This window comes from Streptomyces sp. NPDC044044 (assembly GCF_056434405.1).
Genome location: NZ_JBWKFG010000003.1, coordinates 816,937 through 836,545, shown reverse-complemented (window position 1 = coordinate 836,545; position 19,609 = coordinate 816,937). Strand labels below are relative to the sequence as shown.

Sequence of the window (19,609 nt, the reverse complement as noted above, 5' to 3'; positions counted from 1 at the left end):
AAGCGAACGGCAGCGGCCCCCGGGCCGCACAGCCACCGTCTCGGGAGGAACCCCTTATGAAGCGCAACATCGTCATCGCCACTGTCGCGGCCATCGCCCTGATCGGGGGCGGCACGGCGACAGCGCTCGCCGCCACCGGCGACGACGAGTCGTCGGCCGCGGCCAAGAAGTCCAGCGTCCAGCTGAAGGACCACGACCGGGACAACGACCGCGACGACGACCGGGACGACCGGTACGACGACCGCGACGACGCCAAGGAGAACACCACCGAGGTGAAGGCCGCCAAGGTGACCGCGGCCGACGCGATCAAGGCGGCCCTCGCGAACCAGTCGGGTACGGCGGTCTCCGCCGAGCTGGACGACGAGGACAACGGCGGCCTGGTCTGGGACGTCGACGTGCTCGGCAAGGGCGGCACGTGGCACAGCGTGCAGGTCGACCCCGGCACGGGCAAGGTCCTGGGCTCGCACACCGAGCAGGACGAGGACGGCGACGCCAAGCGCGTGGCCGCCGCCCTGAACGGTGCGTCCACCTCGGCGCAGGACGCGGCTGAGGCCGCCGCGGCCAAGGGCACGGTCACGTCCGTGGACCTGGACGACGACGGCACGGCCGGTGCCTGGGACGCGGAGACGTCCAACTCCAAGGGTGCGGAGTCCGACTGGAAGGTCGACCTGCAGTCGGGCAAGGTCACGGCCGACAAGTCGGACAGCCACGACGACTCCGACCATGACTCGGACGACAACGACTCGGACGACGACGCTGACGGCTCCGACGACTAATTGGCCCCGTCCCCCCGGAGAGCCGGCCCCGCAGGATTATCCTGCGGGGCCGGCTCGCGTCGTGCGTGTGCCTGAACCGCCGGTGCGCGGCTCGTCACTGCCTGAGCCGCCGCTTCGCGGCGAGTGTTTCCCGCCCACCCACCCGTTACTCCGGGGTAATCGGGTGGGTGGGCGGGAGAGATTCGCCGCGAAGCGGCGGCTCATTCGGCTGCGGGCCACCAGAAGCGGGGGATCCGTGAACCCACCGGATCACCGAGCCGGTCCAGGCCCTCACCCCGAGGTCAGGCTGGCCACCAGTTCGTCCGCCGCCGCGTAAGGGTCCAGCTCCCCGGCGACGATCCGCTCCGCCAGCGCCGAGAGCCGCGCGTCCCCGTGGAGGTCCGCGATCCGTTCCCGCAGGGCCGTGACCGCGATGGTCTCCACCTCGCGGGCCGCCCGCGCCGCGCGCCGCTCCCCGAGGACGCCCCGCTCCTCCATCCACGCCCGGTGCTTCTCCAGGGCCTCGACGACCTCGTCGATCCCCTCGCCCCGTGCGGCCACCGTCTTCACGATGGGCGGGCGCCAGTCACCGGCGCCGCGCGACTCCCCGAGCCCCAGCATGTGGTTCAGCTCGCGCGCGGTCGCGTCCGCGCCGTCCCGGTCCGCCTTGTTCACGACGTACACATCGCCGATCTCCAGGATCCCGGCCTTCGCCGCCTGGATCCCGTCCCCCATCCCGGGGGCGAGAAGCACCACCGACGTGTCCGCCTGCGAGGCGATCTCCACCTCGGACTGGCCCACGCCCACCGTCTCGACCAGGATGACGTCGCAACCCGCCGCGTCGAGCACGCGGATCGCCTGCGGGGCCGACCACGCGAGGCCGCCGAGGTGGCCCCGCGTCGCCATGGAGCGGATGTAGACCCCGGGGTCGGACGCGTGCTCCGACATCCGGACCCGGTCGCCGAGCAGCGCGCCCCCGGAGAAGGGGGACGAAGGGTCGACGGCCAGGACGCCGACCCGCTTGCCCGCCCTGCGGTACGCGGACACCAGCGCCGACGTCGAAGTCGACTTGCCGACACCGGGAGATCCCGTGAGGCCCACCACGTACGCATGGCCCGCCAGCGGAGCCAGCGCCGCCATGACCTCGCGGAGCTGCGGTGACGCCCCCTCGACCAGTGAGATCAGCCGGGCCACGGCCCGTGGCCTGCCCTCGCGGGCCTGTGCCACCAGGGAGGGGACGTCCTGCATGTCAGACAGCTCCGTTCCAAGACGTAGGGAAGACTCGCACGCACGAAACGCGTCAGGCCTTCGCCACCTTCACGATCAGCGCGTCGCCCTGCCCGCCGCCACCGCACAGCGCGGCCGCGCCCACGCCGCCGCCGCGCCGCTTCAGCTCAAGGGCGAGGTGCAGGACGACGCGCGCGCCGGACATCCCGATCGGGTGACCCAGGGCAATGGCACCGCCGTTGACGTTCACCTTTTCCGAGGACACCCCGAGGTCCTTCATTGACTGCACCGCGACCGCGGCGAAGGCCTCGTTGATCTCGATCAGGTCGAGGTCCGCGACGTCGAGGCCCTCCTTCTTCAGGGCGTGCTGGATCGCGTTCGACGGCTGCGACTGGAGCGAGTTGTCCGGGCCCGCCACGTTGCCGTGGGCCCCGATCTCCGCGATCCAGTCGAGGCCGAGCTCCTCGGCCTTGGCCTTCGACATCACCACGACCGCCGCGGCACCGTCGGAGATCTGCGAGGACGTGCCCGCCGTGATCGTGCCGTCCTTGGTGAAGGCGGGGCGCAGCTTGCCGAGGGACTCGGCGGTCGTCTCGGCGCGGATGCCCTCGTCCTTGGAGAACAGGACCGGGTCGCCCTTGCGTTGCGGGATCTCGACCGGGGTGATCTCGGCCTCGAAGATGCCGTTCTTCTGCGCCGCGGCGGCCCGCTGGTGGGAGGCGGCGGCGATCGCGTCCTGCTCGGGGCGTGCGATGCCGAGGCGGGTGTTGTGCTTCTCCGTGGACTCGCCCATGGCGATGTTCTCGAAGGAGTCGGTCAGACCGTCGTACGCCATGGAGTCGAGCATCTCGATGGCGCCGTACTTGAAGCCTTCGCGCGACTTCGGGAGGAGGTGCGGCGCGTTGGTCATCGACTCCTGGCCGCCGGCGACGACGACGTCGAACTCGCCCGCGCGGATCAGCTGGTCGGCCAGCGCGATCGCGTCGAGCCCGGAGAGGCACACCTTGTTGACGGTGAGCGCGGGGACGTTCATGGGGATGCCCGCCTTGACGGCGGCCTGACGTGCCGGGATCTGCCCTGCCCCGGCCGTGAGGACCTGCCCCATGATCACGTACTGCACCTGGTCGCCGCCGATCCCGGCCCGCTCCAGCGCGGCCTTGATCGCGAAACCGCCCAGGTCGGCGCCGGAGAAGGACTTGAGGGAGCCCAGCAGGCGGCCCATGGGCGTTCGGGCGCCCGCGACGATCACTGAGGTGGTACCGGTCGTTCCAGACATGTGCCACGGCCCCTTGGGAGGAGAAGTTAATGAGGGTTTACTTGAATGTACTGAGCGGTACGCCGGGCGTCATCGGGAGTTCGGTGTGATCGCGCGCACGTTGCGTAATCAGCGCCGGAAGGGCTGGACTTAAAACATGCTGACGCGAATCGATCACATCGGGATCGCCTGTTTCGACCTCGACAAGACCGTCGAGTTCTACCGGGAGACGTACGGCTTCACGGTGTTCCACACCGAAGTCAATGAAGAGCAGGGGGTGCGCGAGGCCATGCTCAAGATCAACGAGACGAGCGACGGCGGCGCTTCCTACCTGCAGCTCCTCGAACCCACGCGCGACGACTCCGCCGTGGGCAAGTGGCTGGCCAAGAACGGCGAGGGCGTGCACCACATCGCTTTCGGCACCGCGGACGTGGATGGCGACGCCGCCGCCATCAAGGACAAGGGCGTCCGCGTCCTCTATCAGGAGCCCCGAATCGGCTCCATGGGCTCCCGCATCACCTTCCTGCACCCCAAGGACTGCCACGGCGTACTGACCGAACTCGTCACCTCGGCAGCTCAGGAGTCACCGGAGCACTGACCTCCGCATACTTGGGCCGGTAGGGTTGGGGTCGGCCGTCCGAAGTATTGGGCGGCCGGTCGTCCGTACGCTGGGCGGCCGCTTGCCGGGGTCCGGGTTTCGGGGGACGAGCGTCAGGGCAGCAGCCCATGCTCTGCTGTTGATCTGACACCATTCCCCGTGGGCCCCGTTCGGCGGATGGACAGGGCTCGTACGAAGAGACTTGCGACCAGGGGACGGATGGGACCGCGCAGTGCGGGGCTACGAACGCCAAGAGAGCTCGCGGGCTGAGACGGACCATCTTTCGCGGTTCGAGGCCGAGATGGACCGGCTGAAGACCGAGCGAGAGAAGGCTGTTCAGCACGCCGAAGACCTCGGCTACCAGGTCGAGGTGTTGCGCGCCAAGCTTCACGAGGCGCGCCGCAACCTCGCGTCCCGCCCTGCCTACGACGGCGCGGACATCGGCTACCAGGCCGAGCAGTTGCTCCGTAATGCCCAGATCCAGGCCGATCAGCTGCGCCAGGACGCCGAGCGGGAGCTGCGCGACGCCCGTGCGCAGACCCAGCGCATCCTCCAGGAGCACGCCGAGCAGCAGGCCAGGCTCCAGTCCGAGCTGCACTCCGAGGCGGTGTCACGCCGTCAGCAGCTCGACCAGGAGCTGTCCGAGCGCCGCCAGACCGTCGAGTCGCACGTCAACGAGAACGTGGCGTGGGCCGAGCAGCTGCGGGCGCGCACGGAACAGCAGGCGCGCCGCCTGCTCGACGAGTCGCGCGCCGAGGCCGACCAGGCCCTGGCCGCCGCCCGCGCCGAGGCCGAGCGCGTGGCCGAAGAGGCCCGCCAGCGCCTGGCGAGCGACGCCGAGGCCGCCCGAGCCGACGCCGAGGCGACCCTGCGCCGGGCCCGCACGGACGCCGAGCGCCTCCTGAATGCCGCCTCCACGCAGGCGCAGGAGGCCACCGACCACGCGGAGCAGCTGCGCTCCACCACGGCCACCGAGTCCGAGCAGGCCCGCCGCCAGGCCACCGAGGCGAGCCGGGCTGCCGAGCAGCGCATGGCGGAGGCCGAAACGGCTCTGCGCGAGGCGCGTGCGGAGGCGGAGAAGGTCCTCTCCGAGGCCAAGGACACCGCGTCCAAACAGCTCTCGGCCGCCGAGGGCGCCAACGAACAGCGCACGCGCACCGCCAAGGAGCAGGTCGCCCGCCTGGTCGGCGAGGCCACGAAGGAGGCCGAGGCCACCAAGGCCGAGGCCGAGCAGCTCGTCGCCGACGCCCGCGCCGAGGCCGAGCAGCTGATCAAGGAAGCCGCCGAGAAGGCGCGCACGATCACCGCCGAGGAGACCGCGGGCCAGCTCGCCAAGGCCGCGCGCACCGCCGAGGACGTACTCGACAAGGCGTCCAAGGACGCCAAGGAGACGACGAAGGCCGCCACGGAGGAGGCCGAGCGGATCCGCACCGAGGCCGAGTCCGAGGCCGACCGGCTGCGGGCCGAGGCGCACGACATCGCCGAGGAGCTCAAGGGCACGGCGAAGGACGACACCAAGGAGTACCGCGCCAAGACCGTCGAGCTGCAGGAGGAGGCGCGCCGCCTGCGCGGCGAGGCCGAGCAGCTGCGGGCCGACGCGGTCTCCGAGGGCGAGCGGATCCGCAGCGAGGCCCGGCGCGAGGCCGTCCAGCAGATCGAGGAGGCGGCCAAGTCCGCCGAGGAGCTCCTCGCCAAGGCGAAGGCCGACGGCGACGAGCTGAAGACGGCGGCGACCGCCGAGAGCGAGCGGGTCCGCACCGAAGCGATCGAGCGCGCCACGAGCCTGCGCAAGCAGGCCGAGGAGACCCTGGAGCGCACCCGCGCGGAGGCCGAGCGGCACCGCGAGGAGGCCGCGGAGCAGGCCGAGACCACGAAGTCCGAGGCCGAGGACGCCGCGCGCGCCCTGCACGAGGAGACCGAGCGGGCCATAGCGGCGCGTCAGGCCGAGGCGGCCGACGAGCTGACGCGCCTGCGCACGGAGGCCGAGGAGCGTGTCGCCGCCGCCGAGCAGGCGCTGACCGACGCCCGCGCGGAGGCCGAGCGGCTGCGCAAGGAGGCGTCGGACGAGACGGACCGGCTGCGTGCGGAGTCCGCCGAGCGGATCCGCACCCTGCAGTCGCAGGCCGAGACCGAGGCCGAGCGGCTGCGCACCGAGGCCGCGGCCGACGCCTCGCAGGCACGCGCCGAGGGCGAGAACGTGGCCGTGCGGCTGCGTTCGGACGCCGCCGCCGAGGCCGAGCGGCTCAAGACCGAGGCCCAGGAGTCGGCCGACCGTCTCCGCTCGGAGGCGGCGGCAGCCGCCGAGCGCGTGGGCACGGAGGCCGCCGAGGCCCTGTCCGCCGCCCAGGAGGAGGCCGCGCGGCGCCGCCGGGAGGCCGAGGAGACCCTCAGCTCCGCGCGCGGTGAGGCCGACCAGGAGCGCGAGCGGGCCCGCGAGCAGAGCGAGGAGCTCCTCGCCTCCGCCCGCAAGCGCGTGGACGAGGCCCAGGCCGAGGCCGTCCGCCTCGTCGAGGAGGCCGACCGCAGGGCGACCGAGATGGTCTCCAGCGCCGAGCAGACCGCGCAGTCCGTACGGGATTCCGTGTCGGGCCTGCAGGAGGCCGCGCAGGAGGAGATCGCGGGTCTGCGCAGCGCCGCCGAGCACGCGGCGGAGCGCACGCGGACCGAGGCACAGGAAGAGGCGGACCGCGTCCGCGCCGACGCGTATGCCGAGCGGGAGCGTGCGACCGAGGACGCGGGCCGCACCCGGCGCGAGGCGAACGAAGAGGCCGAGGCCGCCAAGTCGCTTGCCGAGCGCACCGTTTCGGAGGCGATCGCGGAGGCCGAGCGGCTGCGTTCGGACGCTTCCGAGCACGCCCAGCGTTCGCGCACCGAAGCCTCGGACGCGATCGCTTCGGCCGAGCAGGACGCGTCCCGCACCCGTGCCGACGCCCGCGAGGACGCCAACCGCATCCGCAGCGACGCGGCGAGCCAGGCCGACCAGTTGATCGGCGAGGCGCGCAGCGAGGCGGAGCGGCTGCAGACCGAGACGGTCGCGGAGGCCGAGCGGCTCAAGAGCGACACGGCGGCGGAGGCCGAGCGGCTGCGGACCGAGACGGCCGCCGAGGCCGAGCGGGTGCGCGCGGAGTCGGTGGCCAAGGCCGAGAAGCTCATCTCGGACGCGACGGGCGACGCCGAGCGGCTTCGCGCGGACGCCGCCGAGACGGTCGGCTCCGCCCAGCAGCACGCCGAGCGGATCCGCTCCGACGCCGAGCGCGTCAAGGCGGAGGCGGCGGCCGAGGCCGAGCGGCTCACCTCGCAGGCGCGTGAGGAGGCCGAGCGGACCCAGGACGAGGCACGCCAGGCCGCCAACAAGCGCCGCTCCGAGGCGGCCGAGCAGGTCGACACGCTCATCTCGGAGACGGCCGCCGAGGCCGACAAGCTGACGAAGGACGCCCAGGAGAAGGCCCTCAAGGCCACCACGGAGGCGGAGGCGCAGGCCGACACGATGGTCGGCGCCGCCCGCACGGAGGCCGACCGCCTGGTCTCCGAGGCGACGGTCGAGGGCAACTCCCTGGTGGAGAAGGCCCGTACGGACGCGGACGAACTGCTCGTCGGTGCCCGCAGGGACGCCACGGCCATAAGGGAGCGCTCCGAGGAGCAGCGTGACCGTCTCACCGCCGAGATCGAGGAGCTGCACGAGCGTGCGCGCCGTGAGTCCGCCGAGGCGATGAAGACCGCCGGTGAGCGCTGTGACGCCCTGGTGAAGGCCGCGGAGGAGCAGCTCGCCGAGGCAGAGGCGAAGGCCAAGGAGCTGGTTTCGGACGCGAGTTCCGAGGCCGGCAAGGTGCGGATCTCCGCCGTGAAGCGGGCCGAGGCACTGCTCAAGGAGGCCGAGACGAAGGTGGCCGAGCTGGTGCGCGACGCCGAGCGCGTCAAGGCGGAGGCAGAGGCGGAAGCCAAGCGTACGGTTGACGAGGGCAAACGCGAGCTCGAAGTCCTCGTCCGGCGCCGTGAGGACATCAACGCCGAGATTTCCCGTGTCCAGGACGTGCTGGAGGCGTTGGAGTCTTTTGAGGCCCCACCGATCCCCGGCGCGAAGGACGGTGGCGTCAAGGCTGGTGCGGCGGCCGGGTCAACTCGATCGGGTGGCAAGCAGTCTGAGGGCTAGCCAAAGAACATCTCGCGTGCTTTGTAAGGACCTTCGGCACTGTCGCTGGCAAGTGCTCTGGCGGTTAGCCACTCAAAAGGGGTGTCATTCTCCAGATCAAACGGGCATCTGCTCGATGACACGCCGCTTGGACCCCTAGGATTCCCTCTATCACCTCACCGGTCTCATTCGACAGGAACCCCATGAGCGACACTTCCCCCTACGGCTTCGAGCTTGTGCGGCGTGGGTACGACCGCGCTCAGGTGGACGAACGTATCTCCAAGCTCGTCTCCGACCGTGACAGCGCTCTTGCTCGTATCACTGCTCTGGAAAAGCGCATTGAAGAGCTGCACCTCGAGACGCAGAACGCGCAGGCGCAGGTAGCCGACGCCGAACCGTCGTACGCGGGTCTCGGCGCGCGTGTCGAGAAGATCCTCCGCCTCGCCGAGGAGGAGGCGAAGGACCTGCGCGAGGAGGCCCGTCGCGCAGCCGAGCAGCACCGCGAGCTCGCCGAGTCGGCGGCCCAGCAGGTGCGCAACGACGCCGAGTCGTTCGCGGCCGAGCGCAAGGCCAAGGCGGAGGACGAGGGCGTCCGGATCGTCGAGAAGGCCAAGGGCGAGGCGGGCACGCTGCGCAGCGAGGCGCAGAAGGACGCCCAGCAGAAGCGCGAGGAGGCGGACGCCCTCTTCGAGGAGACCCGCGCCAAGGCCGCCCAGGCCGCGGCCGACTTCGAGACGAACCTCGCCAAGCGCCGCGAGCAGTCGGAGCGTGACCTGGCCTCGCGTCAGGCCAAGGCCGAGAAGCGTCTCGCGGAGATCGAGCACCGTGCGGAGCAGCTGCGCCTCGAGGCGGAGAAGCTGCGTACGGACGCCGAGCGTCGCGCCCGTCAGACGGTGGAGACCGCTCAGCGCCAGGCCGAGGACATCGTCGCCGATGCGAACGCCAAGGCCGACCGGATCCGTTCGGAATCCGAGCGCGAGCTCGCGGCGCTCACCAACCGCCGGGACTCGATCAACGCTCAGCTCACCAACGTGCGCGAGATGTTGGCCACCCTCACGGGTGCGGCGGTGGCTGCCGCCGGTTCGCCCGCCGAGGACGAGCCCGTCTCCCGTGGGGTTCCGGCTCAGCAGACCCGCTGACCTTCGGGACGCTTTCAGAGCCCTCTGCCCAAGTGGCAGGGGGCTCTGTCCCGTTTTAGCGTGGCCGCATGATCGAGCTCGAGGGGCTGACCAAGCGGTACGGCGAGAAACTTGCCGTCAACAACCTCACCTTCACCGTGCGTCCGGGCATCGTCACCGGCTTCCTCGGGCCCAACGGCGCGGGCAAGTCCACGACGATGCGGATGATGCTCGGGCTCGACAACCCCACGGCGGGGGCCGCGCGGATCGACGGCAAGCGCTACGCCCAGCTGAAGGACCCCCTCACGTACATCGGCGCCCTGCTCGACGCCAAGGCCATGCACGGCGGGCGCAGCGCCTTCAATCACCTTCTGTGCCTCGCGCAGAGCAACGGCATCCCGCGCGCCCGTGTCCACGAGGTCCTCGACACCGTGGGCCTGACGCAGGTCGCCAAGAAGAAGGCCAAGGGCTTCTCGCTCGGCATGGGCCAGCGGCTCGGCATCGCGGGCGCGCTGCTCGGCGACCCCGAGATCCTGATGTTCGACGAGCCGGTCAACGGACTCGACCCCGAGGGCATCCACTGGATCCGGAATCTGATGAAGTCCCTCGCCTCGCAGGGCCGTACGGTCTTCGTCTCCTCCCACCTGATGAGCGAGATGGCGCTGACCGCCGACCACCTCGTCGTCATCGGGCAGGGACGGCTCCTCGCCGACACCTCCATGGCGGACTTCATCCACCAGAACTCGCGCAGTTACGTACGCCTGCGCTCCCCGCAGCGCGAGCGCCTCCTCGACGTGCTGCACCAGGAGGGCGTCACCGCCGTCGAGGCGGGCAACGGCACCCTTGAGGTCGACGGCACCACCGCCGAGGACCTCGGTGAACTCGCCGCCCGCCATCAGCTCGTACTCCATGAACTGAGCCCTCAGCGGGCCTCGCTCGAAGAGGCCTTCATGCAGCTCACCGCGGAGTCGGTCGAGTATCACGCGCACGCCGACCACGCGGCCCCCGGCGCCGCCCCGCCACCCCCCACGCAGGTCGAGGGCTGGGGCGAGAGCTGGCAGCAGCAGAGGAAGGGGTCCTGAGCGATGGCCGCGACGCAGGTACTGAAGTCGGAGTGGACCAAGATCCGCTCGGTCTCGTCGACCGTGTGGACGCTGGGTCTCGCCGTGGTCGTCACGGTCGGGCTCGGCCTGCTGATCAGCATTCTGGCGAAGAACGACTACGACAGCCTCAACGCCCAGGACCGCAGGGTCTTCGACCCGACCTTCACCAGCTTCGCCGGCATGAGCCTCGGCCAGCTCGCGATGATCGTCTTCGGGGTGCTCGTCGTCTCGAACGAGTACAGCACCGGCATGATCCGCACCTCGCTCTCCGCGGTACCGCAGCGCGCCACCTTCATGGCGAGCAAGGTCGCGGTCGCCACCCTGCTCTGTCTGGTGGTGGGCCTGGTCACGAGCTTCATCGCGTTCTTCGTGGGGCAGGCGATGCTCGGCGAGCACAAGGCCGTGATCGGCGATCCGGGCGTGCTGCGCGCGGTGATCGGCGGCGGGCTCTACATGACGCTCATCGCGATGTTCTCGATGGGCGTCGCGACGATGCTGCGCAGCCCGATGCTGTCGCTGGGCATCCTGATGCCGTTCTTCTTCCTGATCTCCAGCATCCTGGGCAACGTCTCGGCGACGAAGAAGATCGGCCGCTTCCTGCCCGACCAGGCCGGAAGCAAGATCATGCAGGTGAAGACGCCGCTGGACGACGACACCCCGTACGGCCCCTGGGGCGGGCTCGCGATCATGGTGGTGTGGGTCGTGGTGGCACTGATCGGTGGCTATACGCTGCTGAAGAAGCGGGATGCCTAGGCCCGCCGCGGGGGAGCGTGATGGCGGAGGACCGGAGCCTGGCCGCGCTCGGGCTCGATGTCGTGCCCGCCCTGCAGCCGCTGGCCTACCCGGGGCGGCCCGTCCGTGACCCCTCCCTCCTGACCGGCGACGAACTCCTCCCCCTCGGTGTACGTCCGCTGCCGCTCGGTCAGTGGCACGTGGCGGGGCGGGCGCTCGACGAGGTGCTCGGCGAGCAATGCGTGGCCCCCGTCGGCCGCCGCCACGCCGTCATCGCCGTCGGGTCGAACGCCTCGCCCGCGCAGGTCTCGTACAAGCTCGTGCGGCGCGGCATCTCCGCCGCCGTGCCGATGGTGCCGGTGCGGGTGCGCGGCATCGCCGTCGGCTGCTCGGCGCACATCGGGCGGGCCGGTTATGTGGCGGCGGCCCCGTATGTCGACCCGGTGGCCGAAACCTCCCTCGTCGTGAGCTGGCTCGATGAGGACCAGTTCCGGGCGGTCGACGCGACGGAGTTCCCCAACTACCGGCGGGCGCTGATCCCGGGCGATGACTTCGCGCTCGCCATGCCGTCCGGCGAGAAGCTCGACGGCGCCTGGATCTACGTCAGTTCGTACGGCGTCCTCGTCGATCCTGACACCGGCCTACCCCGCCCCGGCGGGGGCGACCAGGCGGCGCTGCTCGCCTCGCTCCTGGCGGGTTCGCCCGCGCTGCGGCGCCTGCTCGGGCCCGGTCCCGCCGAATGGGTGCGCAGGGCCGCCGGGGACCGTACGCTGCGCGAGCTGGGGACGCGCGCCCTCGCCGACGCGGGCTGGGCGCTGCCGCAGCCGGGCTTCCCTTGACGGGGAGACTTTTACCCGCTCTTGGCTGGAACCGTCAGCTCCCCGATATCCTCCTAACCCTTACGGGGGCGTGTGCCCCGACGTCCTGAACCATTCGATGGGTGCGGAGAATGATCGAGGCAGTCGGCCTGACGAAGCGCTACGGCGCCAAGACAGCCGTGTACAACCTTTCCTTTCAGGTGCGACCCGGCACGGTCACCGGCTTCCTGGGCCCGAACGGCTCCGGCAAGTCGACGACCATGCGCATGATCCTCGGGCTCGACCAACCCACCACGGGCCAGGTGACGATCGGCGGCTACCCGTACCGCAAGCTCCCCAACGCCCCCCGCCAGGTCGGCGCGCTGCTCGACGCCAAGGCGGTGCACGGCGGCAGGCACGCCCGCAACCACCTCCTGTGCCTCGCCCAGCTCTCCGGCATCCCGGCCCGCCGGGTGGACGAGGTGCTCGGCGTCGTGGGCCTCCAGGAGGTCGCGAAGAAGCGCTCCAAGGGCTTCTCGCTCGGCATGGGCCAGCGCCTGGGCATCGCCGCCGCCCTGCTCGGCGACCCGCAGGTGCTGCTCTTCGACGAGCCGGTCAACGGCCTCGACCCCGAGGGCATCCTCTGGGTCAGGAACCTGATGAAGTCGCTCGCGGCCGAGGGGCGCACGGTCTTCGTCTCCTCGCACCTGATGAGCGAGATGGCTCTCACCGCCGAGCACCTGATCGTGATCGGCCGCGGGCAGCTGCTCGCGGACATGAGCGTCAAGGACTTCATCTCGCACAACTCCGCCGACTTCGCCCGGGTGCGTACGCCGGACACCGACCCGCAGCAGCGCGAGAAGCTCTCGGCCGCGCTGACCGAGGCGGGCGGCCAGGTCATGCCCGAGCAGGACGGCGCGCTGCGCGTGACCGGCCTTCCGCTCCCCCGCATCAGCGACCTCGCGCACGGCGCCGACGTCCGCGTGTGGGAGCTCTCCCCGCACCAGGCCTCGCTGGAAGAGGCGTACATGCGGATGACGCAGGGCGCAGTCGACTACCGCTCGACGGTCGACCAGCGCGCGGGCCTGCAGCAGCCCGTCCAGCAGATGCCGCCGGGTGCGATGCCGCAGCAGCCGATGCCGGTGCCGGGTCAGGACCAGCCCGGGTGGTACGCACCGCCGCCGCCCCAGCAGGGCGGCCAGCCGTTCGCGATGCCGCAGGGCGCGCCCCAGGCAAGCCCTGTGGCCCCTGGCGCACCGCAGGGCGCCACCCCCAACCCGTACGCGGCCGCCGCCCCGCAGGCGCCCGCCTCCGCCCCCGCTCCCGAGATGACCAAGCGCGACAGCGAGGACCAGCGATGACCACGCCTCCGACTCCGCAGCCGCAGGCGCAGCCCCAGCAGGCCTACGCACAGGCCGGTGCCCCCGTGCCCCAAGGCGCTCCCGTTCCGCAGGGCGCTCCGATGCCGCAGGGCGCCCCGATGGCTCCCCCGCCGGCCGCCCCCGCGCCGCCCTCCGCGTGGCAGCAGGCGATGAACAACGCCTACACCTCGCCGATCCCGGTCAAGAAGACCCACCTCGGCAACGCCCTCGCGTCCGAGTGGACGAAGATCAAGTCGGTCCGCTCGACGATGTGGACCCTCGGCGTCTTCTTCCTCCTGGTCGTCGGCATCGGCCTGCTGGTGGCCGGCCAGACGCAGGACCGGGACTACGCGGACGTGCCGTTCACGATCCCGGCCTTCTTCGGTCTCGTGCTCGGCCAGATCTGCCTGATCACGCTGGGCGTCCTGGTGACGTCGTCCGAGTACGGCACGGGCATGATCCGTACGACGTTCACGGCCTCGCCCCAGCGCTATCGCGTACTGGCCGCCAAGATCCTGATCTTCTTCGTGATCGCCTTCGTCGTCGCGGCGGGCTCCATCCTGCTCGTGGGCCTCATGACGTCGGGGATGCACAGCGGCCCCGAGGCGGGCGACGTCGACTGGTCGGGCACGGTCCTCAAGGGCGGGCTCTACGTCTCGCTCCTCGGCGTCCTCGCGCTCGCCGCGGGATCGATGCTGCGCCACTCCGCCGGCGCGATCACCGCGATGCTCGGCGTGGTCCTGGTGCCCGCGATCCTGCCGGTGTTCCTGATGATCTCCGAGGGCACGCGTCCGCTCGGCGAGAAGATGCTGGACTACAACGCCATCAACTCGCTCGCCAAGATCTTCGAGATGGACGGCACGGGCGGCGGCACCTCGCAGCTGCTGCTGCTCGTCGGCGTGACGGCGGCCGCGATCGTCGGCGCCTTCGCCCTCCTGGAGAAGCGCGACGTGTAGCCGTCAGTACCTCGGCGCGTTACGGGACCGCTGCACCCGCGTGGTGCGGCGGTCCTTCGCGTTCCAGCAGGCCTTGTGCCAGTGCCTGCGCTCGTCCACGCCCGAGTGCTCGGGCCAGGCCACCACGTGCGCGACGCCGGAGGGGATCTCCTGGTCGCAGCCGGGGCAGCGGTAGGTCTTGCCGACCGAACTGGCGCCCGCGACGTGGCGCAGGCTCCACTGCTCGCCCTGCCAGCTCTCGGTGGACTGGAAGCCGCCGTAGCGGCCCGCCGGTTCGCCGTCCGGGCGCGGACTGTCTTCTCCGGCGCCCTTCGGGCGGTTACGACGCGGGGACACGAGACACCTCACGGGATGTACGGGGGCCAGGGGTGTCTCCAGCCTACGCGGCACGCGCAGGGGTAGGCGTACTTCACCAACCCCCACAGATCCCCCCTGCATTCCGCAGAAAATCCGTCAATCCTCATGCCAAGCCGTGCCTTTGGCACGTGTCATGCGTTGTTGCCCGTAGGGGGAGTGCCTGCGTCGGCGCCAAGGAGGCAGGAGAGCGATGCGTGTAGGTAGTTTTGTTCTGGCCGCCCAGTTCCCGGGACAGGGTCAGGGGGAGGCGCTGCACCGAGCGGTGCGGTCCGCCGAGGTGGCCGAGGAGGCGGGCCTGGACTCGGTCTGGCTCGCCGAGCACCACTTCGTGCCGTACGGCACCTGTCCGTCCGCCGTGACTCTCGCCGCGCTCCTTCTCGGGCGTACGCGGCACATCCGTGTCGGCACCGCCGTGAGCGTCCTGCCGACCGTTCATCCGGTCGCCCTGGGCGAGCAGGCGGCACTGCTGCACCTGACGTCCGGCGGACGCTTCTCGCTGGGCGTGGGGCGCGGTGGTCCGTGGGTGGACCTGGAGGTCTTCGGGTCCGGTCTCGACGCGTACGAGAAGGACTTCCCGGAATCTCTCGACCTGCTGCTGCGGTGGCTGAGCGAGCCCCGGGTCGCGAGCGACGCGGGCCGCTTCTCCTTCCGCGAGGTCGCCGTGGTGCCACGGCCGCAGGAGGCGCTGACCGGCTCGGGCACGGACGACGAGGAGCCGGCCGCCGGCCCGGAGGTGATCGTTGCCTGCACCTCGCCGTCCAGCGTGCGGCTCGCGGCGGAACGCGGTCTGCCGATGCTGCTCGGCATGCACGTCGGCGACGAGGAGAAGGCCGAAATGGTGGCGTTGTGGCGCAGGCACGCGCGCGCCGTGGGGCGTACGCCGGAAGAAGTCCACCGGGCGCCGCACGTCTCCGCCGGGGTCGCGCAGATCGCGGACCGGCGCCTGGACGCGGCGGAGACACTGCAGAAGGCGATGCCGGGGTGGCTCAAGCAGGGACTTGACGCTCATGTCACGGTCGACGGCCGCGCGCGGTCCATGCGGGACCCGCTCGCGTACACCGAACTGCTCTGCGGACTGCATCCGGTGGGTACCCCGCAACTGTGCGCGGACCGGATCGCGGCAACGTCGGAGCGCACCGGGATCACACGCTTCGCGCTGCTCGTCGAGGGCTCGGGCGACCTGGCGACGACGGAGGAGAACGTCCGAAGGCTGGGTGCCGAAGTGCTGCCCCAGCTCGGCTGAGCCGCTGGGGCGGGGAGCTGCCGCTCCGGTACTAGAACACCTCCCGCGTACGGAGCGGCAGCAAAAGGCGTCAGCAGTCCCGCAGTTCGGGCGACTGGTTGAGCAGCTGCCCCCGGATCGAGGTGAACCGGGCGAGCCTGTCGTCCACGGACGCATCGAGCGGGAACACCGCCACACGGTGGCAGTTCTGGAATGCGAGACGCACTCCGAAGTGGCGCTGCAGAGCGCCGCGAATCGCGTCACTCGCGAGCGCCCGCAGGAGCTGGCCGCGCGCCTGCTCGCTTGGCGGCGGCGTCTGGTTGTCGGCGAACTCGCCGCCGTCAACCTTCAGCTGGGCCACCAGGGAGCTGATCATCTCCCATGCGTAAGGCAGGGAGGTCCGGACGCAGTCGACGAATTCCGCTTCATCGACCTCGCCTCGCTCGGCCTGTTCCAACAGTGCCGGTGAGACGTCGAGCGACATGGGTTCTCCTCTCGCGCCCCCGGGGAGCGGGGGCTTACGGACAGGGAAGAAGCCCGCACACGCAGCGTGCACGCATGACGACCTCCTGCTTATACGGTAAGCACCGGACCCGCGCTGCACCAGGAGATTGGGAACATAACCGGCCAGGATCGAACAGGTTCATCGCCGGAGGAATCGCGCGCACCACCTGGGGTCGAGTAGCGTTGCGCCCCATGCGTCTCGTCATTGCCCGATGCTCCGTGGATTACGCGGGCAGGCTCACCGCCCATCTCCCGTCGGCCCCCCGCCTGATCCTTGTGAAGGCGGACGGCAGTGTCTCGATCCACGCCGACGACCGGGCCTACAAACCCCTCAACTGGATGTCCCCGCCCTGCACCTTGAAGGAGGGGACGGGGGACGACTCAGGTGTCTGGACCGTCGTGAACAAGGCGGGCGAGAAACTCATCATCACGATGGAGGAGATCCTGCACGACTCCTCGCACGAATTGGGCGTCGATCCCGGCCTCATCAAGGACGGCGTGGAAGCACACCTTCAGGAGCTGCTCGCCGACCGGATCGAGACGCTCGGGGAGGGCTACTCACTGATCCGGCGCGAGTACATGACGGCGATCGGCCCGGTGGACATCCTCTGCCGCGACGCCGACGGACAGACCGTCGCCGTCGAGATCAAGCGGCGCGGCGAGATCGACGGTGTCGAGCAACTCACCCGCTATCTCGAGCTGTTGAACCGCGACCCGCACCTGGCCCCCGTCAAGGGCATCTTCGCCGCCCAGGAGATCAAGCCGCAGGCCCGCGTGCTGGCCACGGACCGCGGCATCGGCTGCGCCGTCCTGGACTACAACGCGATGCGCGGCATCGAGGACGACAAGCTGCGGCTGTTCTAGAGGTTCTTGCCTCCAGAGGTTCTTGCTTCCAGAGGTTCTTGCCTCCAGAGGTTTCTGTACGTACGTGAGGGCCGGGTCCTGTGGACCCGGCCCTCTTTCGTGTACGTGCGTACGTGCCTCGGACCGCCCCGTACGTCAGATCGTCGACGCCGAGCCGGACACGCTGTCGCTCGTGTCCGGGCTGCTCGCGGGGCCGCTCGCCGAGTCCGACGTGTCCGGGGACGACGGCGGGTCCGGCGTCGGGTCCGTGCTCGGCGGCGGAGTGGTCGGAGGCGGGGTCGTCGGCGGCTTCGTCGTGGGCGGCTTGGTCGTCGGCGGCTTCGTGGTCGGCGGCTTGGTCGTCGGCGGTTTCGTCGTCGGCGGCTTCGTCGTCGGCTTGTCCGTGGGCTTGTCGGACGGCTTGCCGCTGTCGCTCGGCTCGTCCGACGGTTCACCGCTCTCGCTCGGCGTGCCGTCGTCCTCGGTGCCGGGGACGTTGTCCGGGCCGTCGCTGTCCGGGCGGCTCGTCGAGTCCTTCGCCGGCTTGTCGGCGGTCAGACCGTCGTCGCCCTGGTCCTCGCTCGCCGACTGTTCCGTCTTGACCTTGTCCGGCGGGTCGTCGTTGCCGTCGGACGTCGCGCCGAGCGTGACCACCGTGCCGAGCACGGCGGCCAGGAGGGCGCCCGCGCCCGCCGCCACGAGATTGCGCCGGGTGCCGTTCACGATGGAGCGGCGGGTCGGCGCGGGGCCGCCCGCGCCCGCGGCGGGCGAGGCCTTGCGGGTGACCAGCGTCTCGGGCTCCGGGGGCGGTGTGGGCAGCGCGAACGCCGCCGGTACGCCGCCGGGGGGCGATGCCGACTCCTCGTAGCGCGCGTCGGGCACCTCTTCGCCCGCGGCCGTGCTGGTGCCGGGCAGCACGCCGCCCGAGCGGTCGGCGACCAGGGCGAGGGCCCTGCGGCCCGCGATCATGCCCCGCTTGTCGGCGAGCGCGCCACGCAGGCCGATGGAGGCCTCCAGCTCGACGCGGGCCCGGTCGAGCGATCCGCCGCAGAGCGCGAGGATGCCGAGCTCGTGGTGGAAGTACGCCTCTTCGGCGACCTCTCCCGCGATCCGTGCCGCCTCCTGGCCCGACCGCAGGGCACGCTCCCACGCGCCCCAGTCGAGCCCTCCCGCGAAGGCGGGCGCGACGGTGCGGGCGAGCAGCACCGCGGCGCTCTCCTCACCGGCGACGGACGCCCCCGACGCGGACTGCCCGGCGACCAGGACGCCCAGCGCCGCGAGCACCGCGTCCGCCTCGGCCACGACCCGCTCCGGGCCGACCGAGGGGTGCCCTGCCCACCAGGCGTAGTGCTGGGCGGCGCCCTGGGCGCGCTCGGCGGAGTCGTCCGCGTACCCGGACGCCTCCAGCTGGGTACGCACCCCGGCGGCGAGGCGGTAGTGCGAGCCGACCGCCGTGACGAGCGCGGTGGAGACGAGCTCGGCGAGAGCCGCGTCCGCGTGGGTGTCCCCCACGAGGGCGGGCAGATGCGCCTGGTGCGGCAGCTCGCCGCCGAGCGCGACGGCGAACCGCAGCGTGGTGCGCGCCGACGGGCTCAGCCGCGACGCGAGCAGCACCGCGGGCGCCGCTCCGTCGGCGAGCGAGGGCAGCGGCACGTCGTGGCCCTCGGCGCCGAAGGGCGCGTCGACCGGGGCTTCGGTGTAGTAGCCGTACTCGTCGAAGGCGTTCGGGTCGGCGCGCAGCTGGTCGCGCTGGCGCAGCAGGGCGCCCGCCTGGACGAAGCGCAGGGGGAGCCCCTCCGACTCGAACCACAGGTCGCCGGCCCAGCTCGCCTCGTCGTCGTTGAGGACACGGCCGACGGCGCGCTCCAGGAGTTCGAGGCCGCCGCTGCGGCCGAGGCCGCCGAGGAAGACCTCTTCGAGGTGCGAATCGGGTGACGGAGCCGCGACGTCGGGCGTGGCGGCGATCAGGAAGGCGCACTCGGGCGTGGCCTCGAGCAGCTCCTCCAGGGCGGCCGCGCCGAACTCCAGGTCGTCCAGGACGACGACCGCGCCGATGTCGTGGACGAGTTCGAGCAGCAGGGCGCGGTCGGGGCGGTTCAGCGGAGCGTTGTAGACCGTTCCGAAGAGGTCCTGGAGCAGGTCGCCGGGCGTCTTGTGGTACCCGGAGAGCCGGACGACGCCGTCCGGTGCGAGGTCCGCGCAGTCCTCGGCGACGGCGTTCAGGAGCGCCGTGCGCCCCGAGCCCGCGGGTCCGGTGAGCCGCACCGAGCGCCCTCGTGCGAGCAGGCGCACGAGCCGCTCGCGATCCTCCTGCCGCTCGATGAGCGGCATCCGGGGCAGCGCGGGGCCGGGCGGGACGGGCGGGGCCGCGGCGCGGCGCAGCTCGGCCCGCTCGGCGGCGGTGCGCTTGACGGGTCGTGCGGGCCGCTCGCCCGGCGGGCAGGGTTCGATCTCGCTGCCGTCGACGGGGTTCACGGTGAGCAGGAAGTCGCCCGACACGAGCTGGACGGTGCGGGCGAGTGTGGGCGCGGGCTGGCCGAAGTCTGGTGTCAGCGGGTCGCGCGGTGGTCGCACGGGGCGCGCCGAATCGTCGTCGTTGATGCCGTCATGGCCGTACTCTTCCGGTCCCCGGTTCATCGGGTCCATGGTCAA

General features: G+C 71.3%; 16 protein-coding genes. 11 read left to right on the top strand and 5 right to left on the bottom strand.

The window, feature by feature from the left end; genetic code table 11:
* Positions 1–56: 56 nt before the first annotated feature.
* A complete protein-coding gene (locus AC07AG_RS14770; RefSeq protein ID WP_478755185.1) occupies positions 57–776 on the top strand; it encodes a PepSY domain-containing protein in 720 nt (239 codons plus the stop codon).
* Between the two features lie 270 nt (positions 777–1,046).
* On the opposite strand, the gene meaB is transcribed toward AC07AG_RS14770, so the two are convergent.
* On the bottom strand, positions 1,047–2,003 hold the full coding sequence (meaB, locus tag AC07AG_RS14765) for a methylmalonyl Co-A mutase-associated GTPase MeaB (RefSeq protein ID WP_478755183.1): 957 nt from the start codon (positions 2,001–2,003) through the stop codon (positions 1,047–1,049).
* A gap of 52 nt (positions 2,004–2,055) precedes the next feature.
* The gene (locus tag AC07AG_RS14760) at positions 2,056–3,258 is read right to left on the bottom strand and encodes an acetyl-CoA C-acetyltransferase (RefSeq protein ID WP_478755181.1); all 1,203 of its coding nucleotides are present in this window, start codon (positions 3,256–3,258) and stop codon (positions 2,056–2,058) included.
* 136 nt (positions 3,259–3,394) lie between these two features.
* Here AC07AG_RS14760 and mce point away from each other — a divergent pair, with 136 nt between their 5' ends.
* The 8 genes from mce to AC07AG_RS14720 all read left to right on the top strand — a co-directional run bounded on the left by mce (position 3,395) and on the right by AC07AG_RS14720 (position 14,031).
* Positions 3,395–3,835, top strand: a complete 441-nt coding sequence (gene mce / locus AC07AG_RS14755; RefSeq protein ID WP_249587713.1) for a methylmalonyl-CoA epimerase — start codon at positions 3,395–3,397, stop codon at positions 3,833–3,835.
* Between the two features lie 232 nt (positions 3,836–4,067).
* Positions 4,068–7,985 carry a polarized growth protein Scy gene (gene scy, locus AC07AG_RS14750; RefSeq protein ID WP_478755179.1) on the top strand — a complete coding sequence of 1,306 codons (3,918 nt, stop codon included), beginning with the start codon at positions 4,068–4,070 and terminating at the stop codon, positions 7,983–7,985.
* Between the two features lie 182 nt (positions 7,986–8,167).
* Positions 8,168–9,103, top strand: coding sequence for a coiled-coil domain-containing protein (locus AC07AG_RS14745; RefSeq protein WP_249587715.1), 936 nt, complete (start codon positions 8,168–8,170; stop codon positions 9,101–9,103).
* Positions 9,104–9,171: 68 nt separating this feature from the next.
* A complete protein-coding gene (locus AC07AG_RS14740; protein ID WP_478755177.1) occupies positions 9,172–10,164 on the top strand; it encodes an ABC transporter ATP-binding protein in 993 nt (330 codons plus the stop codon).
* Positions 10,165–10,167: 3 nt separating this feature from the next.
* Entirely contained in the window at positions 10,168–10,938 is a 771-nt protein-coding gene (locus AC07AG_RS14735; RefSeq protein ID WP_478755176.1) for an ABC transporter permease, read from the top strand.
* A 20-nt stretch (positions 10,939–10,958) separates the two neighbouring features.
* Positions 10,959–11,756: a hypothetical protein gene (locus tag AC07AG_RS14730; protein WP_478755175.1), complete on the top strand. Its 798-nt coding sequence runs from the start codon at positions 10,959–10,961 to the stop codon at positions 11,754–11,756.
* Between the two features lie 110 nt (positions 11,757–11,866).
* Entirely contained in the window at positions 11,867–13,075 is a 1,209-nt protein-coding gene (locus AC07AG_RS14725; RefSeq protein WP_478755173.1) for an ABC transporter ATP-binding protein, read from the top strand.
* Between the two features lie 119 nt (positions 13,076–13,194).
* Positions 13,195–14,031, top strand: coding sequence for an ABC transporter permease (locus AC07AG_RS14720; RefSeq protein ID WP_478755573.1), 837 nt, complete (start codon positions 13,195–13,197; stop codon positions 14,029–14,031).
* A gap of 3 nt (positions 14,032–14,034) precedes the next feature.
* Here AC07AG_RS14720 and AC07AG_RS14715 read toward each other — a convergent pair whose 3' ends face one another.
* Positions 14,035–14,367 carry an ATP/GTP-binding protein gene (locus tag AC07AG_RS14715; protein ID WP_478755172.1) on the bottom strand — a complete coding sequence of 111 codons (333 nt, stop codon included), beginning with the start codon at positions 14,365–14,367 and terminating at the stop codon, positions 14,035–14,037.
* 211 nt (positions 14,368–14,578) lie between these two features.
* Here AC07AG_RS14715 and AC07AG_RS14710 point away from each other — a divergent pair, with 211 nt between their 5' ends.
* Complete coding sequence (locus AC07AG_RS14710) at positions 14,579–15,631, top strand: LLM class flavin-dependent oxidoreductase (RefSeq protein WP_478755170.1); 1,053 nt, start codon at positions 14,579–14,581, stop codon at positions 15,629–15,631.
* Between the two features lie 70 nt (positions 15,632–15,701).
* On the opposite strand, the gene AC07AG_RS14705 is transcribed toward AC07AG_RS14710, so the two are convergent.
* The gene (locus tag AC07AG_RS14705) at positions 15,702–16,094 is read right to left on the bottom strand and encodes an SCO5389 family protein (protein WP_361049961.1); all 393 of its coding nucleotides are present in this window, start codon (positions 16,092–16,094) and stop codon (positions 15,702–15,704) included.
* Between the two features lie 212 nt (positions 16,095–16,306).
* On the opposite strand from AC07AG_RS14705, the gene nucS reads away from it, so the two are divergent.
* Positions 16,307–16,978: an endonuclease NucS gene (nucS, locus tag AC07AG_RS14700; protein ID WP_249587723.1), complete on the top strand. Its 672-nt coding sequence runs from the start codon at positions 16,307–16,309 to the stop codon at positions 16,976–16,978.
* Between the two features lie 135 nt (positions 16,979–17,113).
* Here the strand turns inward: nucS and AC07AG_RS14695 are convergent, their stop codons facing one another.
* Positions 17,114–19,603: an ATP-binding protein gene (locus AC07AG_RS14695; RefSeq protein ID WP_478755168.1), complete on the bottom strand. Its 2,490-nt coding sequence runs from the start codon at positions 19,601–19,603 to the stop codon at positions 17,114–17,116.
* Between the last annotated feature and the right edge of the window lie 6 nt (positions 19,604–19,609).

What these genes read in the sequence shown, in the direction of transcription:
- AC07AG_RS14740 (WP_478755177.1), top strand. Translation starts at nt 9,172, where the DNA reads ATGATCGAGCTCGAGGGGCTGACCAAGCGGTACGGCGAGAAACTTGCC.
- AC07AG_RS14730 (WP_478755175.1), top strand. Translation starts at nt 10,959, where the DNA reads ATGGCGGAGGACCGGAGCCTGGCCGCGCTCGGGCTCGATGTCGTGCCC.
- AC07AG_RS14695 (WP_478755168.1), bottom strand. Translation starts at nt 19,603, where the DNA reads ATGGACCCGATGAACCGGGGACCGGAAGAGTACGGCCATGACGGCATC.
- mce (WP_249587713.1), top strand. Translation starts at nt 3,395, where the DNA reads ATGCTGACGCGAATCGATCACATCGGGATCGCCTGTTTCGACCTCGAC.
- AC07AG_RS14725 (WP_478755173.1), top strand. Translation starts at nt 11,867, where the DNA reads ATGATCGAGGCAGTCGGCCTGACGAAGCGCTACGGCGCCAAGACAGCC.
- AC07AG_RS14720 (WP_478755573.1), top strand. Translation starts at nt 13,195, where the DNA reads ATGGCTCCCCCGCCGGCCGCCCCCGCGCCGCCCTCCGCGTGGCAGCAG.
- AC07AG_RS14745 (WP_249587715.1), top strand. Translation starts at nt 8,168, where the DNA reads ATGAGCGACACTTCCCCCTACGGCTTCGAGCTTGTGCGGCGTGGGTAC.
- nucS (WP_249587723.1), top strand. Translation starts at nt 16,307, where the DNA reads ATGCGTCTCGTCATTGCCCGATGCTCCGTGGATTACGCGGGCAGGCTC.
- AC07AG_RS14735 (WP_478755176.1), top strand. Translation starts at nt 10,168, where the DNA reads ATGGCCGCGACGCAGGTACTGAAGTCGGAGTGGACCAAGATCCGCTCG.
- AC07AG_RS14770 (WP_478755185.1), top strand. Translation starts at nt 57, where the DNA reads ATGAAGCGCAACATCGTCATCGCCACTGTCGCGGCCATCGCCCTGATC.
- AC07AG_RS14705 (WP_361049961.1), bottom strand. Translation starts at nt 16,094, where the DNA reads ATGTCGCTCGACGTCTCACCGGCACTGTTGGAACAGGCCGAGCGAGGC.
- meaB (WP_478755183.1), bottom strand. Translation starts at nt 2,003, where the DNA reads ATGCAGGACGTCCCCTCCCTGGTGGCACAGGCCCGCGAGGGCAGGCCA.
- AC07AG_RS14760 (WP_478755181.1), bottom strand. Translation starts at nt 3,258, where the DNA reads ATGTCTGGAACGACCGGTACCACCTCAGTGATCGTCGCGGGCGCCCGA.
- AC07AG_RS14710 (WP_478755170.1), top strand. Translation starts at nt 14,579, where the DNA reads ATGCGTGTAGGTAGTTTTGTTCTGGCCGCCCAGTTCCCGGGACAGGGT.